This window comes from Buttiauxella sp. (assembly GCF_049686335.1).
Lineage (GTDB): Bacteria > Pseudomonadota > Gammaproteobacteria > Enterobacterales > Enterobacteriaceae > Buttiauxella.
On record NZ_JBAVHX010000015.1, the window covers coordinates 89,903 to 113,058 of the forward strand.

23 protein-coding genes and 3 tRNA genes are annotated in these 23,156 nt (G+C 49.2%); 19 read left to right on the forward strand and 7 right to left on the reverse strand.

The window, feature by feature from the left end; genetic code table 11:
• Positions 1–179: 179 nt before the first annotated feature.
• From pobA to WBL83_RS12765, 4 genes are all read left to right on the forward strand, one after another.
• Positions 180–1,364 (forward strand): 4-hydroxybenzoate 3-monooxygenase, encoded by a 1,185-nt coding sequence (gene pobA / locus WBL83_RS12750; protein WP_424589500.1) that lies wholly within the window; start codon positions 180–182, stop codon positions 1,362–1,364.
• 53 nt (positions 1,365–1,417) lie between these two features.
• Positions 1,418–2,305: a helix-turn-helix domain-containing protein gene (locus tag WBL83_RS12755; RefSeq protein ID WP_424589501.1), complete on the forward strand. Its 888-nt coding sequence runs from the start codon at positions 1,418–1,420 to the stop codon at positions 2,303–2,305.
• A gap of 238 nt (positions 2,306–2,543) precedes the next feature.
• Positions 2,544–3,194 carry a LuxR C-terminal-related transcriptional regulator gene (locus WBL83_RS12760; RefSeq protein ID WP_424589502.1) on the forward strand — a complete coding sequence of 217 codons (651 nt, stop codon included), beginning with the start codon at positions 2,544–2,546 and terminating at the stop codon, positions 3,192–3,194.
• Positions 3,195–3,215: 21 nt separating this feature from the next.
• Entirely contained in the window at positions 3,216–3,920 is a 705-nt protein-coding gene (locus WBL83_RS12765) for a helix-turn-helix transcriptional regulator (protein WP_424589503.1), read from the forward strand.
• 42 nt (positions 3,921–3,962) lie between these two features.
• Here WBL83_RS12765 and WBL83_RS12770 read toward each other — a convergent pair whose 3' ends face one another.
• Positions 3,963–4,421 (reverse strand): YbaK/EbsC family protein, encoded by a 459-nt coding sequence (locus tag WBL83_RS12770; protein WP_424589504.1) that lies wholly within the window; start codon positions 4,419–4,421, stop codon positions 3,963–3,965.
• A gap of 439 nt (positions 4,422–4,860) precedes the next feature.
• Here WBL83_RS12770 and WBL83_RS12775 point away from each other — a divergent pair, with 439 nt between their 5' ends.
• Positions 4,861–6,207 (forward strand): PTS sugar transporter subunit IIC, encoded by a 1,347-nt coding sequence (locus WBL83_RS12775; RefSeq protein WP_424589505.1) that lies wholly within the window; start codon positions 4,861–4,863, stop codon positions 6,205–6,207.
• Between the two features lie 45 nt (positions 6,208–6,252).
• Here the strand turns inward: WBL83_RS12775 and fhuF are convergent, their stop codons facing one another.
• Both fhuF and WBL83_RS12785 read right to left on the reverse strand, forming a co-directional pair.
• The gene (gene fhuF, locus WBL83_RS12780) at positions 6,253–7,041 is read right to left on the reverse strand and encodes a siderophore-iron reductase FhuF (protein WP_424589506.1); all 789 of its coding nucleotides are present in this window, start codon (positions 7,039–7,041) and stop codon (positions 6,253–6,255) included.
• A 108-nt stretch (positions 7,042–7,149) separates the two neighbouring features.
• Positions 7,150–8,214: a GGDEF domain-containing protein gene (locus WBL83_RS12785; RefSeq protein WP_424589507.1), complete on the reverse strand. Its 1,065-nt coding sequence runs from the start codon at positions 8,212–8,214 to the stop codon at positions 7,150–7,152.
• Between the two features lie 274 nt (positions 8,215–8,488).
• Between WBL83_RS12785 and WBL83_RS12790 the strand changes: the two genes are divergently transcribed.
• Positions 8,489–8,728, forward strand: a complete 240-nt coding sequence (locus WBL83_RS12790; protein ID WP_424589588.1) for a DUF1435 domain-containing protein — start codon at positions 8,489–8,491, stop codon at positions 8,726–8,728.
• A gap of 53 nt (positions 8,729–8,781) precedes the next feature.
• Here the strand turns inward: WBL83_RS12790 and WBL83_RS12795 are convergent.
• From WBL83_RS12795 to rsmC, 4 genes are all read right to left on the reverse strand, one after another.
• Positions 8,782–8,868 (reverse strand) — tRNA-Leu (locus WBL83_RS12795).
• A gap of 32 nt (positions 8,869–8,900) precedes the next feature.
• Positions 8,901–8,987, reverse strand: a tRNA-Leu gene (locus tag WBL83_RS12800).
• A 29-nt stretch (positions 8,988–9,016) separates the two neighbouring features.
• A tRNA-Leu gene (locus tag WBL83_RS12805) sits at positions 9,017–9,103 on the reverse strand.
• A gap of 120 nt (positions 9,104–9,223) precedes the next feature.
• A complete protein-coding gene (rsmC, locus tag WBL83_RS12810; protein ID WP_424589508.1) occupies positions 9,224–10,255 on the reverse strand; it encodes a 16S rRNA (guanine(1207)-N(2))-methyltransferase RsmC in 1,032 nt (343 codons plus the stop codon).
• Positions 10,256–10,363: 108 nt separating this feature from the next.
• Here rsmC and WBL83_RS12815 point away from each other — a divergent pair, with 108 nt between their 5' ends.
• The 13 genes from WBL83_RS12815 to deoD all read left to right on the forward strand — a co-directional run bounded on the left by WBL83_RS12815 (position 10,364) and on the right by deoD (position 23,156).
• Entirely contained in the window at positions 10,364–10,786 is a 423-nt protein-coding gene (locus tag WBL83_RS12815; RefSeq protein WP_424589509.1) for a DNA polymerase III subunit psi, read from the forward strand.
• Entirely contained in the window at positions 10,755–11,198 is a 444-nt protein-coding gene (gene rimI / locus WBL83_RS12820; protein WP_424589510.1) for a ribosomal protein S18-alanine N-acetyltransferase, read from the forward strand. Before WBL83_RS12815 ends, rimI begins: the two co-directional genes overlap by 32 nt.
• A 15-nt stretch (positions 11,199–11,213) precedes the next feature.
• Positions 11,214–11,888 carry a pyrimidine 5'-nucleotidase gene (gene yjjG, locus WBL83_RS12825; RefSeq protein WP_424589511.1) on the forward strand — a complete coding sequence of 225 codons (675 nt, stop codon included), beginning with the start codon at positions 11,214–11,216 and terminating at the stop codon, positions 11,886–11,888.
• A gap of 272 nt (positions 11,889–12,160) precedes the next feature.
• Positions 12,161–13,750: a peptide chain release factor 3 gene (gene prfC, locus WBL83_RS12830; RefSeq protein ID WP_424589512.1), complete on the forward strand. Its 1,590-nt coding sequence runs from the start codon at positions 12,161–12,163 to the stop codon at positions 13,748–13,750.
• 350 nt (positions 13,751–14,100) lie between these two features.
• Positions 14,101–14,718, forward strand: coding sequence for a molecular chaperone OsmY (gene osmY / locus WBL83_RS12835; protein WP_424589513.1), 618 nt, complete (start codon positions 14,101–14,103; stop codon positions 14,716–14,718).
• 214 nt (positions 14,719–14,932) lie between these two features.
• Entirely contained in the window at positions 14,933–15,094 is a 162-nt protein-coding gene (locus tag WBL83_RS12840; RefSeq protein WP_064513877.1) for a DUF1328 domain-containing protein, read from the forward strand.
• Between the two features lie 195 nt (positions 15,095–15,289).
• The gene (locus tag WBL83_RS12845) at positions 15,290–16,363 is read left to right on the forward strand and encodes a patatin-like phospholipase family protein (RefSeq protein WP_424589514.1); all 1,074 of its coding nucleotides are present in this window, start codon (positions 15,290–15,292) and stop codon (positions 16,361–16,363) included.
• Entirely contained in the window at positions 16,360–17,139 is a 780-nt protein-coding gene (locus WBL83_RS12850) for a TatD family hydrolase (RefSeq protein WP_424589515.1), read from the forward strand. Before WBL83_RS12845 ends, WBL83_RS12850 begins: the two co-directional genes overlap by 4 nt.
• Before the next feature lie 166 nt (positions 17,140–17,305).
• Positions 17,306–18,583, forward strand: a complete 1,278-nt coding sequence (locus WBL83_RS12855) for a NupC/NupG family nucleoside CNT transporter (protein ID WP_424589516.1) — start codon at positions 17,306–17,308, stop codon at positions 18,581–18,583.
• A gap of 340 nt (positions 18,584–18,923) precedes the next feature.
• Complete coding sequence (gene deoC / locus WBL83_RS12860; protein WP_424589517.1) at positions 18,924–19,703, forward strand: deoxyribose-phosphate aldolase; 780 nt, start codon at positions 18,924–18,926, stop codon at positions 19,701–19,703.
• Between the two features lie 59 nt (positions 19,704–19,762).
• A complete protein-coding gene (deoA, locus tag WBL83_RS12865; RefSeq protein ID WP_424589518.1) occupies positions 19,763–21,082 on the forward strand; it encodes a thymidine phosphorylase in 1,320 nt (439 codons plus the stop codon).
• A 73-nt stretch (positions 21,083–21,155) separates the two neighbouring features.
• Positions 21,156–22,379 (forward strand): phosphopentomutase, encoded by a 1,224-nt coding sequence (gene deoB, locus WBL83_RS12870; RefSeq protein WP_424589519.1) that lies wholly within the window; start codon positions 21,156–21,158, stop codon positions 22,377–22,379.
• 57 nt (positions 22,380–22,436) lie between these two features.
• On the forward strand, positions 22,437–23,156 hold the full coding sequence (gene deoD, locus WBL83_RS12875) for a purine-nucleoside phosphorylase (protein WP_034459469.1): 720 nt from the start codon (positions 22,437–22,439) through the stop codon (positions 23,154–23,156).

Genomic DNA, 23,156 nt, shown 5'->3' on the forward strand with positions numbered 1-23,156 from the left:
GCACACTATTTCAGCGAACTATGAACTCGCCCACAATTTGGGTGCGACTTTCGAAAAGTGCACGTTTTAGACGGATATTGGCCTTCTTTTCCTCTCTGCGGACGATAAAAATGCATTAACGCGCATTTTATAAACATAAAAATAACATTTATATAACGTCTTATCTGAGAGCGTACCTTATGAAAACTCAAGTCGTGATAATTGGAGCCGGCCCATCAGGTTTGTTGTTGGGGCAGTTGTTGCACAACGCGGGCATCAGCAATGTGGTGCTAGAGAGACAAACACCGGAACATGTTCAGGGGCGCATCCGCGCGGGGATCCTGGAAAATGGCACCGTAGATTTACTGCGTGAAGCCGGTGTCAGTGAAAGAATGGATTCTGAAGGGCTGGTTCATGAAGGGGTTGAGTTTCTGGTCGATGGAAAACGCATTCCCGTTGCGCTCAAAGCGTTAACGGGAGGCAAAACGGTAATGGTCTACGGCCAGACAGAAGTGACGCGTGATTTGATGGAAGCGCGCTCTAAGAGCCAGGCACCCACGATGTACGGGGTAACCAATGTGCAATTGTTTGATGTAAAAAGTGATTCGCCCTATGTCACCTTTGAGAAGCAGGGCGAAACCTACCGCATCGATTGCGATTATATTGCGGGCTGCGATGGTTTCCATGGTGTTTCACGCAAAGCGATTCCCACAGAAGTCACGCGCGAGTATGAACGGGTCTATCCCTTCGGCTGGCTGGGCTTGTTATCCGACACACCGCCGGTCAATCATGAACTGATTTATGCCCATCACGAACGCGGGTTCGTTTTGTGTAGTCAGCGCTCACTAACCAGAAGCCGTTACTATTTGCAGGTTCCGCTGACGGATAGTGTTGAAGCCTGGTCGGACGAACGTTTCTGGGACGAGCTTAAACAGCGACTGCCAAAAGATCTGACGGATAAGTTAGTGACTGCTCACTCACTTGAGAAGAGTATCGCGCCGTTACGCAGTTTTGTGGTCGAACCGATGCAGTACGGCAACCTTTTCCTCGTGGGCGATGCCGCCCATATCGTCCCGCCGACGGGGGCAAAGGGGCTCAACCTGGCCGCTTCTGATGTGAACTATCTGTATCGGATTTTATGTAAAGTGTACAAGGAAGGACGAACCGATTTACTGGAAACTTATTCACCCATGGCATTGCGCCGCGTATGGAAAGGCGAGCGTTTTAGCTGGTTTATGACCAATCTTCTGCATGATTTTGAAGGGATGAACGCGTTTGACCGTAAAATGCAGCAAGCGGACCGTGAGTACTATCTGACTTCTCGCGCAGGACTGACGACGATTGCTGAAAACTATGTCGGTCTGCCGTTCGAGTCAGTTGAATAAACTACACTTATTCGTCAATAAACTGTGGATTTTGTACCCTGAAAGAGGACGTCATGAATCTGAACCCCAGTATTCCGGTCTTTAAACTGTATGGTGAAAATCGGAACTGGCCGGCAGCTGATTTGCTGCATTGCGAATCGATTCACAGCCGCAGCAGCCTTTATGAATGGCACATTCGCATTCATCAGCATGCGGACCTGGTGCAATTACTCTATTTGCATAAAGGCCAGGTGGAGATCGATATCGAAGGTGTTAAGCACCATGTGGGGCACGCCTGTATTCAGGTCGTGCCTGCATTGTGCGTGCACGGTTTTAAATTCTCGCCGGGGGCTCAGGGCTATTCTTTGTCATTTTCAGCTCCATTAATCGCCCAGTTTGAACAGCAGTTTGGCCGGCCTTTGCAGGTGCTTAATCAGGCCGCATGCGTACCGGTGAAAGGCTCGAACCGGCAGATTAATACGCTGTTTAGTACTCTACAGAGTGAATACGAGGGGACGGGAGAAGCGCGCGACATGATGCTGCACTCTTTGATAAGCGCACTGCTGGTCTGGCTCAATCGGCAGAGTGCTCCGGCTCCGGGCAGTAGCTCACGCGTTGAGCGTAAGCGCGCGGTCATTCATCAATTCAATCAACTGGTTGAAAGTCATTATCGTGAACAACTACACATCACGCATTATGCCTGTGAAGTGGGTTTATCAACGGTGCATCTTAATACCCTGTGCCATGAGTTCTTTGGTTGTAGCGCCCTGAATGTGCTCCATCAACGGGTGTTGCTCGAAGCCAAACGGAGTTTACTGTATACCAGCATGACGATTAGCCAGATTTCGGATTTTCTCGGCTTCAGTGACGCAACCTATTTTTCACGCTTTTTCCGCCGTTATACAGGGACGACGCCGAAGGATTTTCGTCTTCATCCCATGCACCAATTGAAAACGCTTTAATCTAAAAAAGTATTATTTAATTATATTTAAATTAGCATTTACCAATGCTAATTTTATTACCTCGCTTGTCGTTCTCTTGTAATAACGACCATTATTTGAAATACTCGCCCGTTATCAAACCCTCCTTCTATTTTAAGATGATTAATATTGTAGAGGTGATGTCCTTTATATAATTAATCTATTAATGAATCATCGTTCATATTTTTTATGATAGGGTTATATTAATTAAAGGTATGATATGGAAAATATAATCACTGCTGGCAATATTCCTGGCAAGATAATGGTCGTTGTACCCTGCGTGTTAACGGCGGTAGGGATAGTTCATCGCTTGAAGTCGATACCGAGAATTAATAAATTAGTCAATAATATCAAAAGGCTTGATGAAGCCTATGGCGATGTATTAATGGCGCCTGGATCGCTTGTGATATTGAATATCAGCGAATCCTCAATGCAGCTTGCCGAGGAGGTAAAATTTATTAACTGGTGCCTTACGGTACAACCGACCACTGCCATTGTTGCTTACACGCGCAACCACAAACCTGGCGTGCTGAATTATATTTCTGCTTTAGGCGTGCGGGCGATTATTTCTCAAATTGAGCCAACCGCAACCTTCACTGACTTAATCATAAAATCATTCTCCTCTAAGTCGATGATTTCCAGCCCGATGATCAGGAACATTCTGGATACGAGAATTTCCAGTGAATTGACTGTCTGCGAAGCCCAGGTCATGGGGCAGCTATTTCTTGGCTACAACGTCAGCCAGGTGGCGCAGAGTTTAGGGCGCAATATCAGAACCGTGAGTGCGCATAAACGACATGCGATGGAAAAACTTGGCCTACAGTGTGAGAAAGATCTCCACGAACTGGGTTGTGCATTTTCAGGGAAGTAACTGTTTTAAAGGGAGGTATTTATGCAGGACAGCAAAGAGAAGATCTTTTTGCGCAACCCATTTTGCCGCGCATTAGTGATTAGCAAACGGCCACTGATGAGAGAAGGCCTTCAGTTTCTGATGAAGGAACGTGCTGAGAAGTCATCACTCATTCTTATGGATAACTATTTGGATCTCAGGCCTGAAATTTTGCTGCATATCGATGTGGCGCTGATTGAGCTGGACAGCCCTTTGCAGGAGATCTTTAAAGTCTGTGATGACTTCAATCATTTGCAAAATGAATTTCGGCAAGTGGAGTGGGTTTTCACTCTCCCTGCGAATTTGGTGAATATCGCCATTGAACGGTTGTTAACAGCTAACACCGCGTTGCTTTCGTTACATGAACCGCTGAACAGTATTATCGAGCATGTGTTTAACCGCGGTGGCCAAATCGAAAGAATCAGCCGGCATCTTTTGCAGGAAATAGCCGTAAGCTCGGCCAGTAATACGGTGACCAACACCAACTTAACTTTTTCAGAACGCCGTGTTTTACGGCTCCTCAGCAAAGGCTGGCAGCTGGCCCAAATTGCGACACTTCTCGAGAAAAACTACAAAACTATCAGTGCGCAAAAAAGCAGTGCTCTGCGCAGACTGGCGCTGAAAACGGATGCCGAAATGTTTGCGTGGATGCTCAGTGAGCAAGGAATGCAGGAGCTAAATTTACCGCCCTATCACCAGGGTATTTGAAGAAAATGACTGAGGTTCGCTAAGTCGACCTCAGTCATCTGATTACTGGCAAACATCAACCCATTGTGCGGCCGTCAGTTCAGCCAGACGAGCAGGGGAAATACGCACCGCGCTATGAATGGCTCCCGCCGCAGGCAAGACTTCTTCATACTGTTTAAGCGAAATATCACAGTAAACCGTTAACGGATTTTCCAGGCCAAACGGGCAAACGCCACCGACCGGATGACCCGTCCAGATAACCACTTCATCACTGCTTAACATGCGGGCTTTTGCCCCCAAAGCGGCTTTAAGTTTTTTATTATCTAGCCTTGCGTCACCTTTCGCGACAACCAGCACGACTTGATCCTTAACTTTCAACGACAATGTTTTAGCAATTTGACCCGGTTCAACGTTATGGGCGACAGCTGCCAGAGCGACGGTAGCGGTGCTTTGATTTAATTCGATGATGTCGATATCCGGGGCGTTTTCGGCAAAGAATTGCCGGACTGACTGCAGGCTCATGCTTTTCTCCCATTTTTGGTCGCAAATAATTTGGCATAAGGCTGGGCTATATGTAAACCAGCGCACGCTCATTTATCTGCGCCCAGAAGATAGTGAGCCAAGTGCAATGCTGTGATGTGAAATAGCTAAACAACTCAAAGTTTCAGTGATTTCTGGATCTTCTTCACAATCACTGCAACCGGTTTCAGTAACCGGTTGCAGAGTAAGAAAAGGCGATGAATACTGAAACGGTCACACACCTGTACCCAATAATAAGAGCAGCCTATGAAACATATTTTTTTATGCTGTGCCACTGATGCCCCTGCCAGTGTTTTAGACATTAAAGCTTTTACTAAAAAGGTCCCGGCTACGGGGATCAATTATATGAATGACGGACTGTTGCGCGGCAATTCGCTTCCCGCAGCAACCTTCGCGTTGAAAGCCTGACAGGAGCACCGCTATGTCATCGAATCATGCAGCCTTTAATTTAATTTTCCGCTTTGTAGAAAACTACGTGAGTCCAGTCGCTGGAAGAATTTCTTCACAACGCCACGTCATGGCGATTCGTGATGGATTTATTTCTGCGATGCCATTCATGATTGTCGGTTCGTTCCTGCTGGTCTTCGCTTATCCACCTTTCTCGCCAACCACCACCTGGGGCTTTGCTCGTGCGTGGCTGGATATGGCAAAACAGTTTGAAGGGCAAATTCTGACGCCGTTTGATATGACGATGGGCATCATGTCTATCTACATTTGTGCGGCCATCGCCTACAACCTCGGTAAACACTATGTGAAGTCGCACGGCCTTGATCCGTTCATGTGTGCGATGCTTTCACTGATGGCATTTTTGCTGGTGGCAGCACCGAAAACCAAAGGCGTTATGCCAATGGATAGCCTGGGTGGAACGGGGATCTTCACTGCGATCCTGGTGGCAGTTTATTGCGTCGAAATGATGCGGTTCCTGAAAGCGCATAATATCGGGATCAAATTGCCAGACCAGGTTCCGCCGATGATCAAAAACTCCTTTGATCTTCTGATTCCGGTACTGGTTGTGGTTCTGACACTTTACCCGCTGAGCCTGCTGATTCAGTCGCAGTTCGATATGCTGATCCCGCAAGCGATTATGTCTGTGTTTAAACCTCTGGTATCGGCTGCTGATTCATTGCCTGCGATTCTGCTGGCGGTGCTGATTGGCCACTTGCTGTGGTTTGCAGGGATCCACGGCGCGGCGATTGTTTCCGGTATGCTGCAAATGTTCTGGCTGACCAATCTGGGGATGAACCAGAGCGCGTTGGCGCAAGGTGCACCACTGCCGCATATCTTTATGGAAGCGTTCTGGACCTTCTTCATCGTTGTGGGTGGTTCGGGTGCAACCATGGGTCTGGTGATTTGCTATCTACGCAGTAAGTCTGCCCACCTGCGTTCTATCGGCCGACTGAGTATCGTTCCAACCTGTTTTAACATTAACGAGCCGGTGATTTTCGGTACGCCAATCGTGATGAACCCAGTGTTCTTCATTCCATTCTTGTTGGCACCAATGGTTAACGCCGTGCTGGCATGGGGCGCGATGAAGATGGATTTAATTGGCCGGGTGATTTCCGTTGTGCCATGGACAGCGCCTGCTCCAATCGGTGCGGCATGGGCGCTGGGCTGGGATTTCCGTGCGGCCGTTCTGGTTATCTTGCTGGCCGTTGTTTCCGCCATTATCTACTTCCCGTTCTTCAAGGTGTACGAGAAGCAGTTGCTGGAACAAGAAGCAGAAGAAGCTCAGAAAGCGTCTGGCGAAGAGAGCCAACAAGCTGCCTGATAGAGAAGGAAAGAGTGAGATGAAACGGTGGGGAAACCCGCCGTTTTACTTTAAGGTGCAATCACCGCAACGTTGTACATCTGGCAACTTATAACGCTGGCAGCAGGTGCGACGAACCAGTAAACCTTCGCGTTGAATGACTGTGCGGTAAAGGGGATTTTCTTGCCCATTGTGCAGTTGTTTTTCAAAGAAACAAGCGTGACGTAATTGCGCGATTGTCGCTTCATCAAGCAACTCTCTCAGCTCGCCAAAAAACCAATTCAGCAAATAGCCGGTATTGCTCCAGATGAGTTTTCCATTTATATCACCGGTGCTTTCCAGCGCATCCACGACAGGCAGTATCCCTTCAACCAGGAGTTTCTCGAGGCGTTGCTGCAACGGCAGAGTGGTGGCCACTTTGTCTTCATGAACGTCTATCCAGAAATTAGCGGCTCTGCCCGTTTCATGGAACTCGACATGAATATGTTGTGGGTCGACATTCAGGGCGCGCGGTTGAGTTATCAACGCCATCACCAGCGGAGGTACTAACAGGCCAAGGTACCATTGCGCCCACAGGGACTTCAGCGGTTTACCTTCACGGGCAAGTTGCGGCTGGTTGCGATAAATATGGTCACTGTAACAGGCGAGAAGCGAGGTTAATGCCGCTGGCTGCGACCATTGTAAAAGCGTCTGGCTGTGTGCTGGAGCGTGCTCACCGAGGTTGATGAAGTCGTTAAAATAGGGCCGATGTGCGACGAAATGCGCGCGCAACTCATCCGCCTGCGACGGTTGTGAGCGGGTAAATGGCGACTGCCATGCAAATTCATCAAAAAACAGTGAAGACTGTAAAGCCATCGACAAACAAGACCACTAATACAAATGATAATGATTGCTAATCCTATCTATAGGCATGGCCTTTAGCAAGGCTATTTTGTGCGCGAGTTTTTGAAAGGCGGTTATGACTCAGGAGGGTTGCAGCGACTCGCTGACAAATATGCTATTACGGCCCTGGCGTTTGGCCCGATAAAGAGCGCTATCAGCCTGGCGTAAAGCTTCTTCAATATCCCCTTGTTCGAGAACAGCAAGACCAATACTGGTCGTGACGTGAGTGGCAACATCTTCATTAAACAAATGGGGTATTTTTAAATCATAAACCCGCTTGCGGATCCGTTCAGCGGTTTGCAAAGCCTGCTCAGCATCCACATTCGTCAGCAACACCATAAATTCTTCACCCCCATAGCGGGTGACGATATCGCGCGAACGTACGGCATCGCGAATGGCTGCGGAAACATGCGTCAGGGCCTGGTCGCCCATGCTGTGGCCATAATTGTCATTGAAAGCTTTAAAATGATCGATATCGAGCAACAAGACGAAATGCGTGCCACTACCGAGAGCGAGCACGGTCTCAAGACGGTTTTGAAAACCACGCCGGTTATACAGACCGGTAAGCGGGTCTAACATGCTCAAATCATTAAGAGTTTCTTTCTCTTCGAGCAGTTTATCCATCAAGCGACGGGTAAATTTATCGTTTCGTTGCTGAATGATGGTCTGAATGGTAATGCCTATGCCTGGCAGGGCAATCGAATACAAAACACGGGGCCAGTTATCCCCTCGATCGAGCCACAATATCATCGCGGTTACAGGCAGGCAGGAGGCAATAAATGCTTGTATATTATTAATAAAAGAGATCGAACCAATAAATAATATCGCCAATAAGGCAATAATTAGAAAATTGAGATCTCTAATTGGCATCACACTGACTTTTATATAAATATGCCACGACCAAAGTAATCCAATTATTAACGAGATAGCGTTAATGTTGATCAACTGTTTTTTGTTAACGAACTGCCAAACCAGGCATGCGAGGCTTATCACCAGCACCATGATTATCGGTACGGTAAGATGCTGAGTGTTGGCAGAAGGCGACGCAATACTAAATCCCGCAGAAAAGGCGTTCAGTAATAAAAATAAACGCAACGAGAGTTGATGTTTCCCTTTGAGTAAAGCGCGCCAGGTTGTTGCTGTCATATCAAATAATTCTTTCGACTCGAATACAACGTTATGTTGTTGAATAATGTTATAAAAAAGAGACAGGGAATATGATTACGTAAAGTAATTATGTGGTTGTTAATCATAGATTTTAATTCGGTGCTAAATCTATCACCTTAATGAAATTATGTCATCCGATGATGATGAATGCTGAACAATTACTCATGTAAACAAAGCGCGATGCCATCGCTGACAAACGAGAAATTATATCATATGATATTGGTTATCATTTACGATTGGCGAGATGGCGATGATGTTACAACGGCAGTTAGAGAGCGCGTGGGGTGTACTGATACCTGGAGGGATCGTCGCCGCGTTATTGTATCTGGATCTTTCTTTTAGTCAGTGGCGAGTGCTGATTGTACTGGGATTATTGGCGACTACGGCAATGCTGTACCATAAACGGTTACGTCACTTTGTACTATTGCCATCATGCGTTGCGTTTGCCAGCGGACTTGCATTAGTGATGATGAATTTGGGAACGATGAAATAAAGGAGATAAAACAGAGGATGATGAGAGTACTAAAGGAAAAGATTGATAAGAATTGGTGCGAAGAGAGGGACTTGAACCCTCACGTCCGTAAGGACACTAACACCTGAAGCTAGCGCGTCTACCAATTCCGCCACCTTCGCAATTCAAAACTTATCTGATATCGCCTTCGCATTGGTGCGAAGAGAGGGACTTGAACCCTCACGTCCGTAAGAACACTAACACCTGAAGCTAGCGCGTCTACCAATTCCGCCACCTTCGCGCAGTGCGAACGATATCTTGCGTGGTTAATGGTGCGAAGAGAGGGACTTGAACCCTCACGTCCGTAAGAACACTAACACCTGAAGCTAGCGCGTCTACCAATTCCGCCACCTTCGCATACCCACAACACCGAAGTATTGTAACCACGGAGGCGCATTCTAGATGTTTTCTGCGCGTCGTCAACAGTTAATTTGGTGCCGCTTTTCTAATCGCTGGAAAAAGCGGCACAACAGGGTGTTAGCGCTTCTTTACGCCACGCATAACAACGGAGCGATAAACTTTGAATCGGCCAGTTTGAGCAATCACTTCGTGGTTGCCAAAGGTTTCGTCCAGCACGTCCGGATACGCCAGGAAGGCGTTCGCCACGATACGTAATTCACCACCCATATTCAGATGACGAACTGCGCCACGGATCAGCTGATGCGCTGCATCAAGGCTGGTCTGAAGACCATCGTGGAACGGCGGGTTAGAGATAATCATGTCAAAACGACCATTCACTTCGGAGTAGACGTTACTGGCGATAACTTCGCCTTCAATCTCATTGGCTGCAAGAGTTGCACGGCTGGCTGCGACAGCTGGCGCTGAAACATCACACAACGTCAGACGGACTTTTGGAGAATGTTTTGCTAGTGAAACTGCCAGCACGCCAGCACCACAACCGACATCCAGCACTTTGCCTTTGGTATGCGGCGTTAGCGTGGAAAGCAGCAATTTGCTGCCGGTATCCAGGCCGTCACGGCTAAATACGCCAGGCAACGTTTTCACGGTCAGGCCTTCGTGTTGATACTCATCCCACCAGGAATGCTCATCAAACTGTGGCTGTTTTTCCAGACGGCCATGATAGAAACCGCAACGACGAGCGCTATCAATTTTATTCAGTGGGCTGAATTCTGCGAGCATTTGCTCAGCACTGCGCACACCACTGCGGTTTTCGCCAACCACAAAAATGTCGCTACCGACTGGCATCAGCGAAAGAATATTCATCAACTGGAACTGAGCTTCTGGCTTGTTTTTAGGCCAGTAGTAAATCAGGGTGTTGCAGTCGCCAATGGTGCTGGCATCTGCCACCAGGCTGTATTGTGCATCATCGCCCATCTGGGCGTTCAACACCTGCCAATGGTGAAATTGTTGGGTATGGACGCGACTTGCAGCCGTTTCGAAACGCGCAGGCAGGTCGTCTTGTAAATCACCGGCAAACAGCACGCGGCTTTCGGTAAAATCATCGCTATGGCGCAGCAGCACTTCACTTGCCGGGGTTAACGCAGACATCAGGACACTCCTATTAAAGCAGAGCGGCGATTATAGAGCTTTAATGGCGTACATTCGATGAATTTGCTATATTTGCGCCCCAATTGGCACTCTCTATCGGGTTTCGCTATGCCCCAAATACCTTTGCGACGTGACTGGTTGTTACAACAACTGGGCATTACCCAGTGGGAGCTGCGACGCCCGGCTGCATTGAAGGGCGAAATTGCAGTCTCACTGCATGAAAACGTTAAGCTACTGATGATTGCCGAAAACCTTCCAGATTTAAGCGATCCATTGGTTAATGATGTTTTGCGCAGTTTGAATCTGGATGCACAGCAGGTTATGCAATTAACACCTGAACGTGCCGCGATGCTACCTGGCGAAAGCCGCTGTAATAGCTGGCGACTGGGAGTGAGTGAACCGCTCTCCATTCCAGGGGCGCAGTTAGCGACCCCCGAATTAAACGAACTTTATCAAAATGGCGCGGCAAGACAGGCGCTGTGGCAGCAAATTTGCGAATATGAACACGATTTCTTCCCTCACCACAAATGACTTGAGCTCGGCGTATGCCATCGAGCTTCGCAGCCATGCCTTCCCGTGGAGTGAAAAAACTTTCGCCAGCAACGAAGGCGATCGGTATCTGAATTTGCGTCTCGATGTAGACGGCAAAATGGCGGCGTTTGCGGTGACCCAGGTCGTGCTGGACGAAGCGACGTTATTTAATATTGCGGTCGATCCTGCTTATCAAAGGCAGGGATTGGGCCGTCAGTTGCTGGAGTATTTAATCAGCGAACTGGAAGCGCGAGATGTGTTTACCCTGTGGCTTGAAGTGCGCGCCTCGAACAAGGCAGCGATTGCACTTTATGAAAGCCTGGGCTTTAACGAGGCGACTATTCGCCGTAATTACTACCCGACAACAGAGGGTCGGGAAGACGCCATCATTATGGCGTTACCATTAGGCTAAAACGAAGGTGTGTTGATGAACTGGGACTGGATTTTATTTGATGCTGACGAAACGTTATTTACCTTTGACGCATTTAGCGGCTTACAGCGGATGTTTCTCGATTATAGCGTGACGTTTACCGCTGACGATTTCCAGGATTACCAAGCAGTTAACAAGCCTTTGTGGGTCGATTACCAGAACGGTGCCATTAGCGCACTGCAGTTGCAGCACCAACGTTTCCAGGGCTGGTCGGAAAGATTATCTGTCCCGGCGGGTGACCTTAACGCCGCATTTCTGAATGCGATGGCTGAAATTTGCGTGCCATTACCCGGTGCGCTCTCGTTGCTTAATGCCCTAAAAGATAAAGTAAAAATCGGTATTATTACCAACGGTTTTACGGCGTTGCAGCAAATCCGCCTTGAGCGTACCGGCCTGCGAGACTATTTAGACCTGCTGGTGATTTCAGAGGAAGTTGGGGTCGCAAAACCCGATCGCAAAATCTTTGATTTTACGTTTGAGAAAATGGGCAACCCGCGACGCGACCGCGTTTTGATGGTTGGCGATACCGCAGAATCAGATATTCTGGGCGGCATAAACGCGGGAATTGCGACCTGCTGGCTGAATGCCCACGGAAGAAGCTTACCGGAAGGCATCCGACCAACCTGGGAAGTTGCCTCATTAAATGAACTGGAGCGATTGTTGTGTAACTAATGACTGCAAATACCCCTCATACTTCAAGCTGCATCATTGTTGGCTGCGTTTACTCACCCGAATCACTTACTAAAGTAAGCTCATCGGGACTCGCTCTCTTGCCGCCTCAATGCAACTCGAATTATTTTGGGTATCAAGCTCCATTTGGGTATCAAGCTCCATTTGGGTATCAAGCTCCATTGTTAAACCTGACCTGATGGGTAAAATAGCCGCCAGGTAATGTTCATTTGCCGCACAGCTTTCTCTGTGCGCATTTCACAGAAGATTTCATTATGACTTTGTCTCCTTTTTTGCAAGAAGTGGGGAAACGCCGCACTTTTGCGATCATTTCTCACCCGGATGCCGGTAAAACGACCATCACTGAAAAAGTGTTGCTGTTCGGACAGGCGATCCAAACAGCAGGTACGGTCAAAGGCCGTGGCTCCAGCCAGCATGCTAAATCTGACTGGATGGAAATGGAAAAGCAGCGTGGTATCTCGATTACTACCTCTGTTATGCAATTCCCGTATCGCGACAGCCTGGTCAATCTGCTTGATACCCCGGGGCATGAAGACTTCTCCGAAGATACTTACCGTACTCTGACCGCTGTCGACTGCTGTTTGATGGTTATCGATGCCGCGAAAGGTGTAGAAGATCGTACGCGTAAGCTGATGGAAGTAACCCGTCTGCGTGATACGCCGATCCTCACCTTTATGAACAAACTTGACCGTGACATCCGTGACCCAATGGAAGTGATGGATGAAGTTGAACGTGAGCTGAAAATTGCTTGTTCTCCTATCACCTGGCCAATCGGCTGCGGCAAATTGTTTAAAGGGGTTTATCACCTCTATAAAGACGAAACGTATCTGTACCAGACCGGTAAAGGTCACACCATTCAGGAAGTGCGCATCGTTAAAGGATTAGACAACCCTGAACTTGACGCGGCTGTTGGTGAAGACCTGGCGGCACAATTGCGTGACGAGCTGGAGCTGGTACAAGGTGCTTCTCACGAGTTTGACCGTGAACTGTTCCTTGAAGGCGAGCTGACGCCAGTCTTCTTCGGTACTGCCCTCGGTAACTTCGGCGTAGACCATATGCTCGATGGCCTGGTTGAATGGGCTCCAGCGCCGATGCCGCGTAAAACTGACACCCGTCAGGTTGAGGCAGCAGAAGATAAGTTCACCGGTTTCGTGTTTAAGATTCAGGCAAACATGGATCCGAAACACCGCGACCGCGTGGCATTTATGCGTGTGGTGTCCGGCAAATACGAAAAAGGCATGAAACTTCGCCAGGTTCGTACCGGTAAAGACGTGGTGATCTCTGATGCGCTGACCTTTATGGCCGGTGACCGCTCGCACGTTGAAGAAGCCTATCCAGGCGACATCATCGGCTTGCACAACCACGGTACCATCCAGATTGGTGATACCTTCACCCAGGGCGAAATGATGAAGTTCACCGGCATTCCGAACTTCGCACCGGAACTGTTCCGTCGTATTCGTCTGCGTGACCCGTTGAAGCAGAAGCAGTTGCTCAAAGGCCTGGTTCAGCTTTCTGAAGAAGGCGCGGTGCAGGTGTTCCGTCCAATCGCCAACAACGATCTGATCGTCGGTGCGGTGGGTGTGCTGCAGTTTGATGTGGTTGTGGCGCGACTGAAAAGCGAATACAACGTTGAAGCGATTTACGAGTCAGTCAACGTTTCGACGGCGCGTTGGGTTGAAAGTAACGACGTGAAGAAGTTTGAAGAATTCAAACGGAAAAACGAATTGCAGTTGGCACTCGATGGCGGCGACAACCTCGCTTATATCGCGCCAACCATGGTAAACCTGAACCTGACGCAAGATCGTTACCCAGAAGTGAACTTCCGTAAAACTCGCGAGCACTAATCGTCTCTCAGGGCGCGACAGCCGTCGCGTCCTGCTACTTTTCCCGTCTTATTAATCCCTTACGGAATGTTCTTAATTTCCCCCATTTCCCCCACTATTCCCTGTTTTTCCCCGTCCTCCCCATGCAATTCTGTGATTGTTGTCTATATTTAACAAACCAGTGACAAATTAGTTGGTCGAATATGTCAGGTAAGTGAAGCTTTCTGGCGAGTTCGTTCACACTGATTTCGAACGGCGTTATTTAAAACTGTACGTAAATTTTTAGGCTGCAGTACTAGCTTGTTTTAAATGGAAAGCCGTGACGCAACGGCTTGTGCTCGAATAGCGAGCAAAACAATAGGAATTAATCGATGACTATGACTACGACTAAGATTTCTAAAACTCTGTTAGCGGTTGTTTTGGGTTCAGTGCTGGCAAGCGGAAGTGCGCTGGCTGAAGACACCATGCTGAACAAAACGGAATCTACAGCCACTACAGCAGGCGAAAAAATTGATAGCTCTGTAAAAGACGTCGGTAATTACATGGACGACAGCGCGATCACAGCGAAAGTGAAAGCAGCCCTCGTCGATCACAAAGATATCAAAAGCACTGACATTTCAGTGAAAACTGAGAAAAAAGTCGTGACCTTAAGTGGTTTCGTTGAGAGCCAGGCGCAGGCTGAGCAAGCCGTGAAAGTCGCTAAAGGCGTGGAAGGGGTCTCTTCCGTCAGCGATAAGCTGCATGTACGTGAAGGCGCTGATAAATCAGCCAGCGGTTATGCAGGCGATACTGCAACCACTAGCGAAATTAAAGCTAAACTTTTATCTGACGACATCGTGCCTTCGCGCCATGTGAAAGTTGAAACCACCGAAGGTGTTGTACAGCTGTCAGGTACAGTGGAATCAAACGCGCAGTCCGCGCGAGCTGAAAGCATCGCAAAAGCAGTTGATGGCGTTAAAAGCGTCAAAAACGACCTGAAAGTGAAGTAAATAAAATTCATAGCCAAAGTATTTGAAGCTGCATCAAGGCGGCAACGGTGTAACGCCAACGCTGATGCGGCTTCAAGTATGGCGGGTATAGAAGCTTTATCCCTCGTCAAAGCGAGGGAGCAGTCAGTAACATCAATACCAAATATCGCCAATGAGTGCTTAGCTCGCACTCATCCAGAAGCGATTCGGGTTCACTATGGTTAAGGAGAGGCATATGTTTCGTTGGGGCATTATTTTTCTGGTCATTGCGTTGATTGCAGCAGCACTGGGTTTTGGTACTCTTGCGGGTACTGCGGCAGGTGCAGCAAAAATTGTCTTCGTGGTAGGTATTATTCTGTTCCTGGTTAGCCTGTTTATGGGACGAAAACGTCCTTAGCGGTTTTACCCATCAATTTTGGGTATATAATCAGTAAAGACAGACCAGAGAGCCAGTCTATATAGACTGGCTCTCGCGTATTTAAGCGACTAACAAATAACTAATAACTAATAATAAATATCCTTTAGATTTCGAGTTGCAGCCAACACCCCTGCGACTTGAAAGATGAAGGATAACGAACCAAGGAAAAGCAGGGTGGGACAACGAATACCCGTTACGCTCGGCAATATCGCGCCGCTTGCGTTAAAAGCGTTTCGTCCCGGCAAACTTGCCATTGTTTGTGAAGGTGGTGGGCAGCGTGGGATCTTTACAGCCGGCGTGCTGGACGAGTTTATGCGCGCTAATTTCAACCCGTTCGACCTTTTCTTAGGCACCTCAGCCGGTGCACAAAACCTTTCCGCTTACGTTTGTCACCAACCTGGTTACGCCAGAAGAGTGATCACCCGTTTTACCACGACCCGTGAATTTTTCGATCCTCTGCGCTTTGTGCGTGGCGGGCATCTCATCGATCTCGACTGGCTGGTTGAGGCCACTTCGACAAAAATTCCGCTCTCTATGGCGACAGCTGAAAAACTGTTTGAGTCTGACAAAGCGTTTTATATGTGCGCCTGCCGTAGCGATGATTACAGTCCCGGGTATTTTTCGCCAAACAGCACCAGTTGGCTGAATATTCTCAAAGCCTCCAGCGCAATCCCCGGTTTTTACCGCAGTGGTGTGGAGATTGATGGAATCGGTTATCAGGATGGTGGAATAAGCGATGCCATTCCGGTACGAGAAGCGGTGCGTCTGGGCGCAGACACGCTGGTGGTTATCCGCACCGTGCCTTCGCAAATGTATTACACACCTGAATGGTTTAAACGAATGGAACGCTGGCTTGGGGACAGCAGCCTGCAACCGCTACTCAATCTGGTGCATCATCACGAAACCAGTTATCGGGAGATACAGAACTTTATTGAAAAGCCGCCGGGCAAACTGAGAATTTTTGAAATTTATCCACCGAAACCCCTGATGAGCATGGCGTTAGGCAGCCGGTTACCGGCGCTGAATACGGACTATAAAACTGGCCGTTTATGCGGGCGTTATTTCCTCGCCACCATAGGCAGAATGCTGGCGACGCAACCGCCAATCAAACGTCATTCTCCGCGTATTCTGGTGCCCGGTTCTGTGGTGCTTACCCCTGAAGTGGTGGCTCAGGAACCGTTATCCCAGGCGGTGGTAGAAACCCCGGAGGCGAACGATTCTACCTTTAATAACGAGGACACGGCGTGACGATGACCTTTTACGACACTCATTGTCACTTCGACTTCCCGCCGTTTAGCGGTAATGAAGTCAGTAGCCTGGGGCTTGCCGCGCAGGCAGGCGTTGAAAAAATTATCGTTCCAGCCATTGAGGCCGACCGCTTTGGTGTGGTTCTGGCGCTGGCCGATAATTATCCGCCGCTGTATGTCGCACTGGGTTTGCATCCGATAGTGATTCATAAACACCAGGATGCGTCGCTGGCACTGCTGGAACATCATCTGCAACAACGCCCGAAAAAGCTTGTCGCTATTGGCGAGATGGGTCTTGATCTGTATATGGATAATCCGCTGTTTGATAAGCAAGAAGCGATGCTGGATGCCCAGCTCAAATTGGCTAAACGTTACGATCTGCCGGTTATCCTTCATTCCCGCCGCACACATGACAAACTCGCCGCCCATTTAAAACGCCACGACTTACCGCGAACCGGCGTGGTGCACGGCTTTGCGGGAAGCCTGCAACAGGCCGAACGCTTTGTGGCCCTGGGTTACAAGATTGGGGTGGGAGGAACAATCACTTATCCGCGAGCCAGCAAAACGCGTGATGTGATGGCGCAATTACCGCTTAGCGCTCTGGTGTTGGAAACTGATGCACCCGATATGCCACTTAATGGTTGGCAAGGGCAGGCTAATCGCCCGGAACGTATTTTTGAGGTTTTTCAGACGCTGTGTGCGCTGCGTTCAGAACCTGCGGATGTTATTGCAAATACCTTCATTCATAACTGCCATCAATTATTTGGTTTGGAATAATCATCAGTGGAATGTGATGTAGCTCACTATATAAGATAAACGTCTCCCTGAATTTGTAGAAATACGTGATTGCCATGGCATTTACGGGCACCTCTGCCGCTATAATCCCGCCCGTTGTAGCTTTTTGCTCGCTGACATTTCTTCAATCTATACACAGGGACTCTGTATGCAACTAATCATGGGATTGATCGGCATGATCGTTCTGCTGCTGATCGCGGTTTTACTCTCCAGTAATCGCAAAGCGATTAATCTGCGCACCGTACTGGGTGCCTGGCTTATCCAGGTCGGTATCGGGGCTCTCATCCTGTATGTTCCGGTCGGTCGTAAAGTTCTGTTAGCCATGTCTGAAGGGGTTGCTAACGTTATCGCTTATGGTAACGCGGGTATTTCCTTCCTGTTCGGCGGGCTGGTTTCGGACAAAATGTTCGAAGTCTTTGGCGGCGGCGGCTTCGTTTTTGCCCTGCGCGTTCTGCCAATTATCGTCTTCTTCTCCTCTCTGATTGCCGTGCTTTACTACCTGGGCATCATGCAGTTAGTCATCCGTGTTCTGGGTGGTGGTCTGCGTAAGGTTCTGAAAACCTCTCGTACCGAATCTCTGTCTGCAACCGCCAACATCTTTGTTGGGCAGACTGAGGCTCCGCTGGTTGTTCGTCCGTATATCGCGACCATGACACGTTCAGAGCTGTTCGCCGTCATGTGTGGTGGTTTAGCTTCTGTTGCAGGCTCAGTATTAGCCGGTTACGCACAAATGGGCGTGCCGCTTGAGTACCTGATTGCCGCATCCTTCATGGCGGCACCTGGCGGTTTACTGTTTGCAAAAATCATCCTGCCTGAAACAGAAACACCAAACGATGCACCAGAACTGGAGTCGATGAAAAACGACCCAGATCGCCCGGCGAACGTGCTGGATGCTGCGGCATCAGGTGCGGCTTCTGGTATGCAATTGGCCCTGAACGTTGGCGCCATGTTGCTGGCATTTGTGGCATTGATTGCCCTGCTTAACGGCATGCTGTCTGGTATCGGCGGTTGGTTTAACTTCCCGCAACTTTCGATGGAATTGATCCTGGGATGGGTGTTCTCACCGCTTGCCTGGGTTATCGGTGTGCCTTGGAGTGAAGCTAACGTTGCCGGTTCCTTCATCGGCCAGAAACTGATCATCAACGAATTTGTGGCATACCTGAACTTCGGGGAATACCTGAAAGATGACGCCACCGTTGCGGCAGCAGGTTTGCAAGTTCTGTCAGATCACACCAAAGCAATTATTTCCTTCGCGTTGTGTGGTTTTGCTAACCTTTCTTCTATCGCTATCCTGATTGGTGGCCTTGGAAGCATGGCGCCAAACCGCCGTCACGATATTGCCCAACTTGGCCTGAAGGCTGTTGCTGCAGGTACGTTGTCTAACCTGATGAGTGCAACCATTGCCGGGGTGTTCCTGTCACTCTAAAAAAGGCGATGTTAAAATTTTAACATCCCTGTGAAATCAATGGCCGGCAGTTTTGTCGGCCATTTTTTATTTTCGATTCGCGTTTTTACTCTATCTAACGTTGTTAAATCACATATACTGTACAAAGCATGTAATTTCTCCTTTGGCTTTTGTGAAGCGAGACACAAAATTATCAATGCAGTGAATGTTATAATTATAACATTGCTACATATGATGTGCGGTGAGATGGATCTCAACGTGAGGGTGACCAGTGTTGCCTCTGCTCTTCAAGGAACCAAGTCCGCTCCAACGTGTTGAGTTTCGAAGCCAGAGACTTCTATATCTTTTGTTGGAGAGTGTTATGACCGATTTAACTGCAAGCAGTCTGCGTGCCCTGAAATTGATGGACCTGACTACCCTGAACGACGATGACACGAATGAAAAAGTGATAGCACTTTGTCATCAGGCCAAAACAGCGGTGGGTAATACTGCGGCGATTTGTATCTATCCTCGTTTCATCCCTATTGCTCGTAAAACCCTGAACGCACAAGGCACGCCTGATATCCGCATTGCGACTGTGACTAACTTCCCACACGGCAATGATGATATCGAAATTGCCCTGGCTGAAACCCGTGCGGCTATCGCATACGGTGCAGACGAAGTTGACGTGGTGTTCCCGTACCGTGCGCTGATCGCCGGTAACGAGCAAGTGGGTTTTGAACTGGTGAAAGCCTGCAAAGAAGCTTGTGCAGCGGCGAACGTTCTGCTGAAAGTGATCATTGAAACCGGCGAGCTGAAAGAAGAAGCGCTGATTCGTAAAGCGTCTGAAATTTCTATCAAAGCCGGTGCTGATTTTATCAAAACTTCTACCGGTAAAGTCCCGGTCAACGCAACGCCAGAAAGCGCGCGCATCATGATGGAAGTCATTCGTGATATGAATGTCGCGAAAACTGTTGGTTTCAAACCAGCGGGTGGCGTGCGTACTGCTGAAGACGCCGCTCTGTTCCTGTCTATCGCTGATGAACTGTTTGGTGCTGACTGGGCTGATTCCCGTCACTACCGTTTTGGTGCATCCAGCCTGCTCGCGAGCCTGTTAAAAGCTCTGGGTCATGGCGATGGCAAAAGCGCTAGCGGCTACTAATCTCTTCCTTTGCGGCGGTTTCCCCGCCGCATTTCACCTGATCCACTCAGGGGGTTACCTTGTTCCTCGCTCAAGAAATTATTCGTAAAAAACGTGATGGTCATGCTCTAAGTGATGAAGAAATTCGCTTCTTCATCAATGGTATTCGGGATAACACTATCTCTGAAGGGCAGATTGCCGCGCTGGCAATGACCATTTTCTTCCACGACATGACTATGCCGGAACGCGTATCACTGACCATGGCGATGCGAGATTCAGGAACCGTACTGGACTGGAAGAGTCTCAATCTGAACGGCCCAATCGTTGATAAACACTCAACGGGCGGCGTGGGTGATGTAACGTCATTAATGCTCGGCCCAATGGTGGCGGCATGTGGCGGTTATGTGCCAATGATTTCTGGCCGTGGTTTAGGCCATACCGGCGGTACGCTCGATAAACTCGAAGCGATCCCTGGTTTTGATATTTTCCCGGACGATAACCGTTTTCGCGACATCATCAAAAATGTCGGCGTGGCGATTATCGGCCAGACTAATTCGCTCGCACCGGCGGACAAACGTTTCTACGCCACGCGTGATATTACCGCGACTGTAGACTCCATCCCGCTGATTACCGCTTCTATTCTGGCGAAGAAACTGGCCGAAGGCCTGGATGCGCTGGTGATGGACGTGAAAGTCGGTAGCGGGGCATTTATGCCGACTTATGAGCTTTCTGAATTACTCGCTGAGGCCATTGTTGGCGTGGCGAACGGCGCGGGCGTGAAAACCACGGCGCTGCTGACCGACATGAACCAGGTGCTGGCATCCAGCGCGGGTAATGCGGTTGAAGTTCGCGAAGCGGTGCAGTTCCTGACCGGTGAATACGTTAACCCGCGTCTGCATGAAGTCACCATGGCGCTTTGCGTGGAAATGTTACTTTCCGGTAACCTGGCGAAAGATGACGTCGAAGCACGCCAGAAACTGCAAGCGGTACTGGATAACGGTAAAGCGGCAGAAGTGTTTGGACGTATGGTCGCGGCACAAAAAGGCCCGACAGACTTCGTCGAAAATTATGCGAAGTACCTGCCAACCGCGGTGTTGAGCAAAGCCGTATATGCCGATAAATCAGGTTTTATCTCAGAAATGGACACCCGTGCATTAGGCATGGCGGTGGTTGCTATGGGTGGTGGTCGCCGTCAGGCTTCCGACTCCCTGGACTACAGCGTTGGTTTTACAGACATGGTGCGACTGGGCGATAGCGTTGAGATTTCCCGTCCGCTGGCCGTGATTCACGCAGCAAGTGAAGACCAGTGGCAGGAAGCAGCCCGCGCAGTAAAAGCGGCAATCAAAGTTAACGGTACAAAGCCAGTCGAAACGCCAGTCGTGTATCGCCGTATTAGCTAAATGCTGGCATACTGATCTGATCACTTTTTGAAACGCCCCTGGGTGTTTCAGGCGCAACGACGCAGGAGAAATTATGAAACGTGCATTTATTATGGTGCTGGACTCTTTCGGCATCGGCGCAACAGAAGATGCAGCAAAATTTGGCGATGTTGGCTCTGATACCTTCGGCCACATTGCAGAGGCTTGTGCAAAAGGCGAAGCAGACAAAGGTCGTAAAGGGCCACTGCATCTGCCAAACCTGACTCGCCTTGGGCTGGTGAAAGCCGCCGAAGGTTCTACCGGTAAAATCCCGGCAGGTATGGACGGTAATGCAGAAGTTATCGGTGCATACGGTTGGGCGCATGAGCTGTCATCAGGCAAAGATACCCCGTCAGGTCACTGGGAAATCGCCGGTGTTCCTGTGCTATTCGACTGGGGCTACTTCTCTGATACGCAAAACAGCTTCCCGGAAGAACTGCTGAATAAACTGGTTGAGCGCGCAAACCTGCCGGGCTACCTCGGTAACTGCCACTCTTCCGGTACAGTCATTCTGGACGAGCTGGGCGAAGAGCATATGAAAACCGGCAAGCCGATTTTCTATACCTCCGCTGACTCCGTGTTCCAGATTGCGTGCCACGAAGAGACCTACGGCCTGGATAAACTTTACGAGCTGTGCGAAATCGCACGTGAAGAGCTGACTGAAGGTGGCTACAACATTGGTCGTGTTATCGCGCGTCCGTTTATCGGCGATAAAGCGGGTAACTTCCAGCGTACCGGTAACCGTCATGACCTGGCTGTTGAACCACCTGCGCCAACCGTATTGAAAAAACTGGTTGATGAGAAGAATGGTCAGGTAGTTTCTGTCGGTAAAATTGCAGATATCTACGCTGAAGTCGGCATCACCAAAAAAGTGAAAGCGACCGGTCTGGATGCGCTGTTTGATGCCACCATCAAAGAGATGAAAGATGCGGGCGACGAGACAATCGTGTTCACTAACTTCGTTGATTTCGACTCGTCTTACGGCCACCGTCGCGACGTAGCAGGTTATGCTGCTGCGCTGGAATTGTTTGACCGTCGCCTGCCAGAGCTGATGGAGCTGCTGAAAGAGGACGATATTCTGATCCTCACTGCGGACCACGGTTGTGACCCAACCTGGCAAGGTACCGATCACACCCGTGAACACATTCCAGTTCTGGTGTACGGCCCGAAAGTGAAAGCCGGTTCTCTGGGCCATCGCGAAACCTTCGCGGATATCGGCCAGACGGTTGCCAGCTATTTCGGCACGTCCCCGATGGACTACGGCAAGAACATGCTGTGATTTTGTCGGGCGGAGTTTTTCCGCCCGTGATGAACCTCTTTTAACAAGGATATAAACATGGCAACGCCACATATTAATGCTGAAATGGGTGATTTCGCAGACGTCGTTTTGATGCCTGGGGATCCGCTGCGTGCAAAACATATTGCAGAAACTTTCCTCGAAGACGTTCGTGAAGTTAACAACGTGCGTGGCATGTTGGGTTTCACCGGTACTTACAAAGGCCGCAAAATCTCTGTAATGGGTCACGGTATGGGTATCCCATCCTGCTCCATTTACACCAAAGAGCTGATCACTGATTTCGGCGTGAAGAAAATCATCCGTGTGGGTTCTTGCGGTGCGGTACGCGCTGACGTGAAACTGCGTGACGTGGTTATCGGCATGGGTGCTTGCACCGATTCCAAAGTGAACCGTCTGCGTTTCAAAGACCATGACTTCGCAGCAATCGCTGACTTCGACATGGTGCGTAACGCGGTTGATGCGGCGAAAGCGCTGGGCGTTGACGCTCGCGTTGGCAACATCTTCTCTGCAGACCTGTTCTATACTCCAGACCCAACCATGTTTGACGTAATGGAAAAATACGGCATCCTGGGCGTGGAAATGGAAGCTGCGGGTATCTACGGCGTGGCAGCAGAATTCGGCGCGAAAGCACTGACCATCTGCACCGTGTCTGACCATATCCGTACTCACGAGCAGACGACTGCTGAAGAGCGCCAGACCACCTTTAACGATATGATCAAGATTGCTCTTGAGTCTGTGTTACTGGGCGACAAAGAGTAA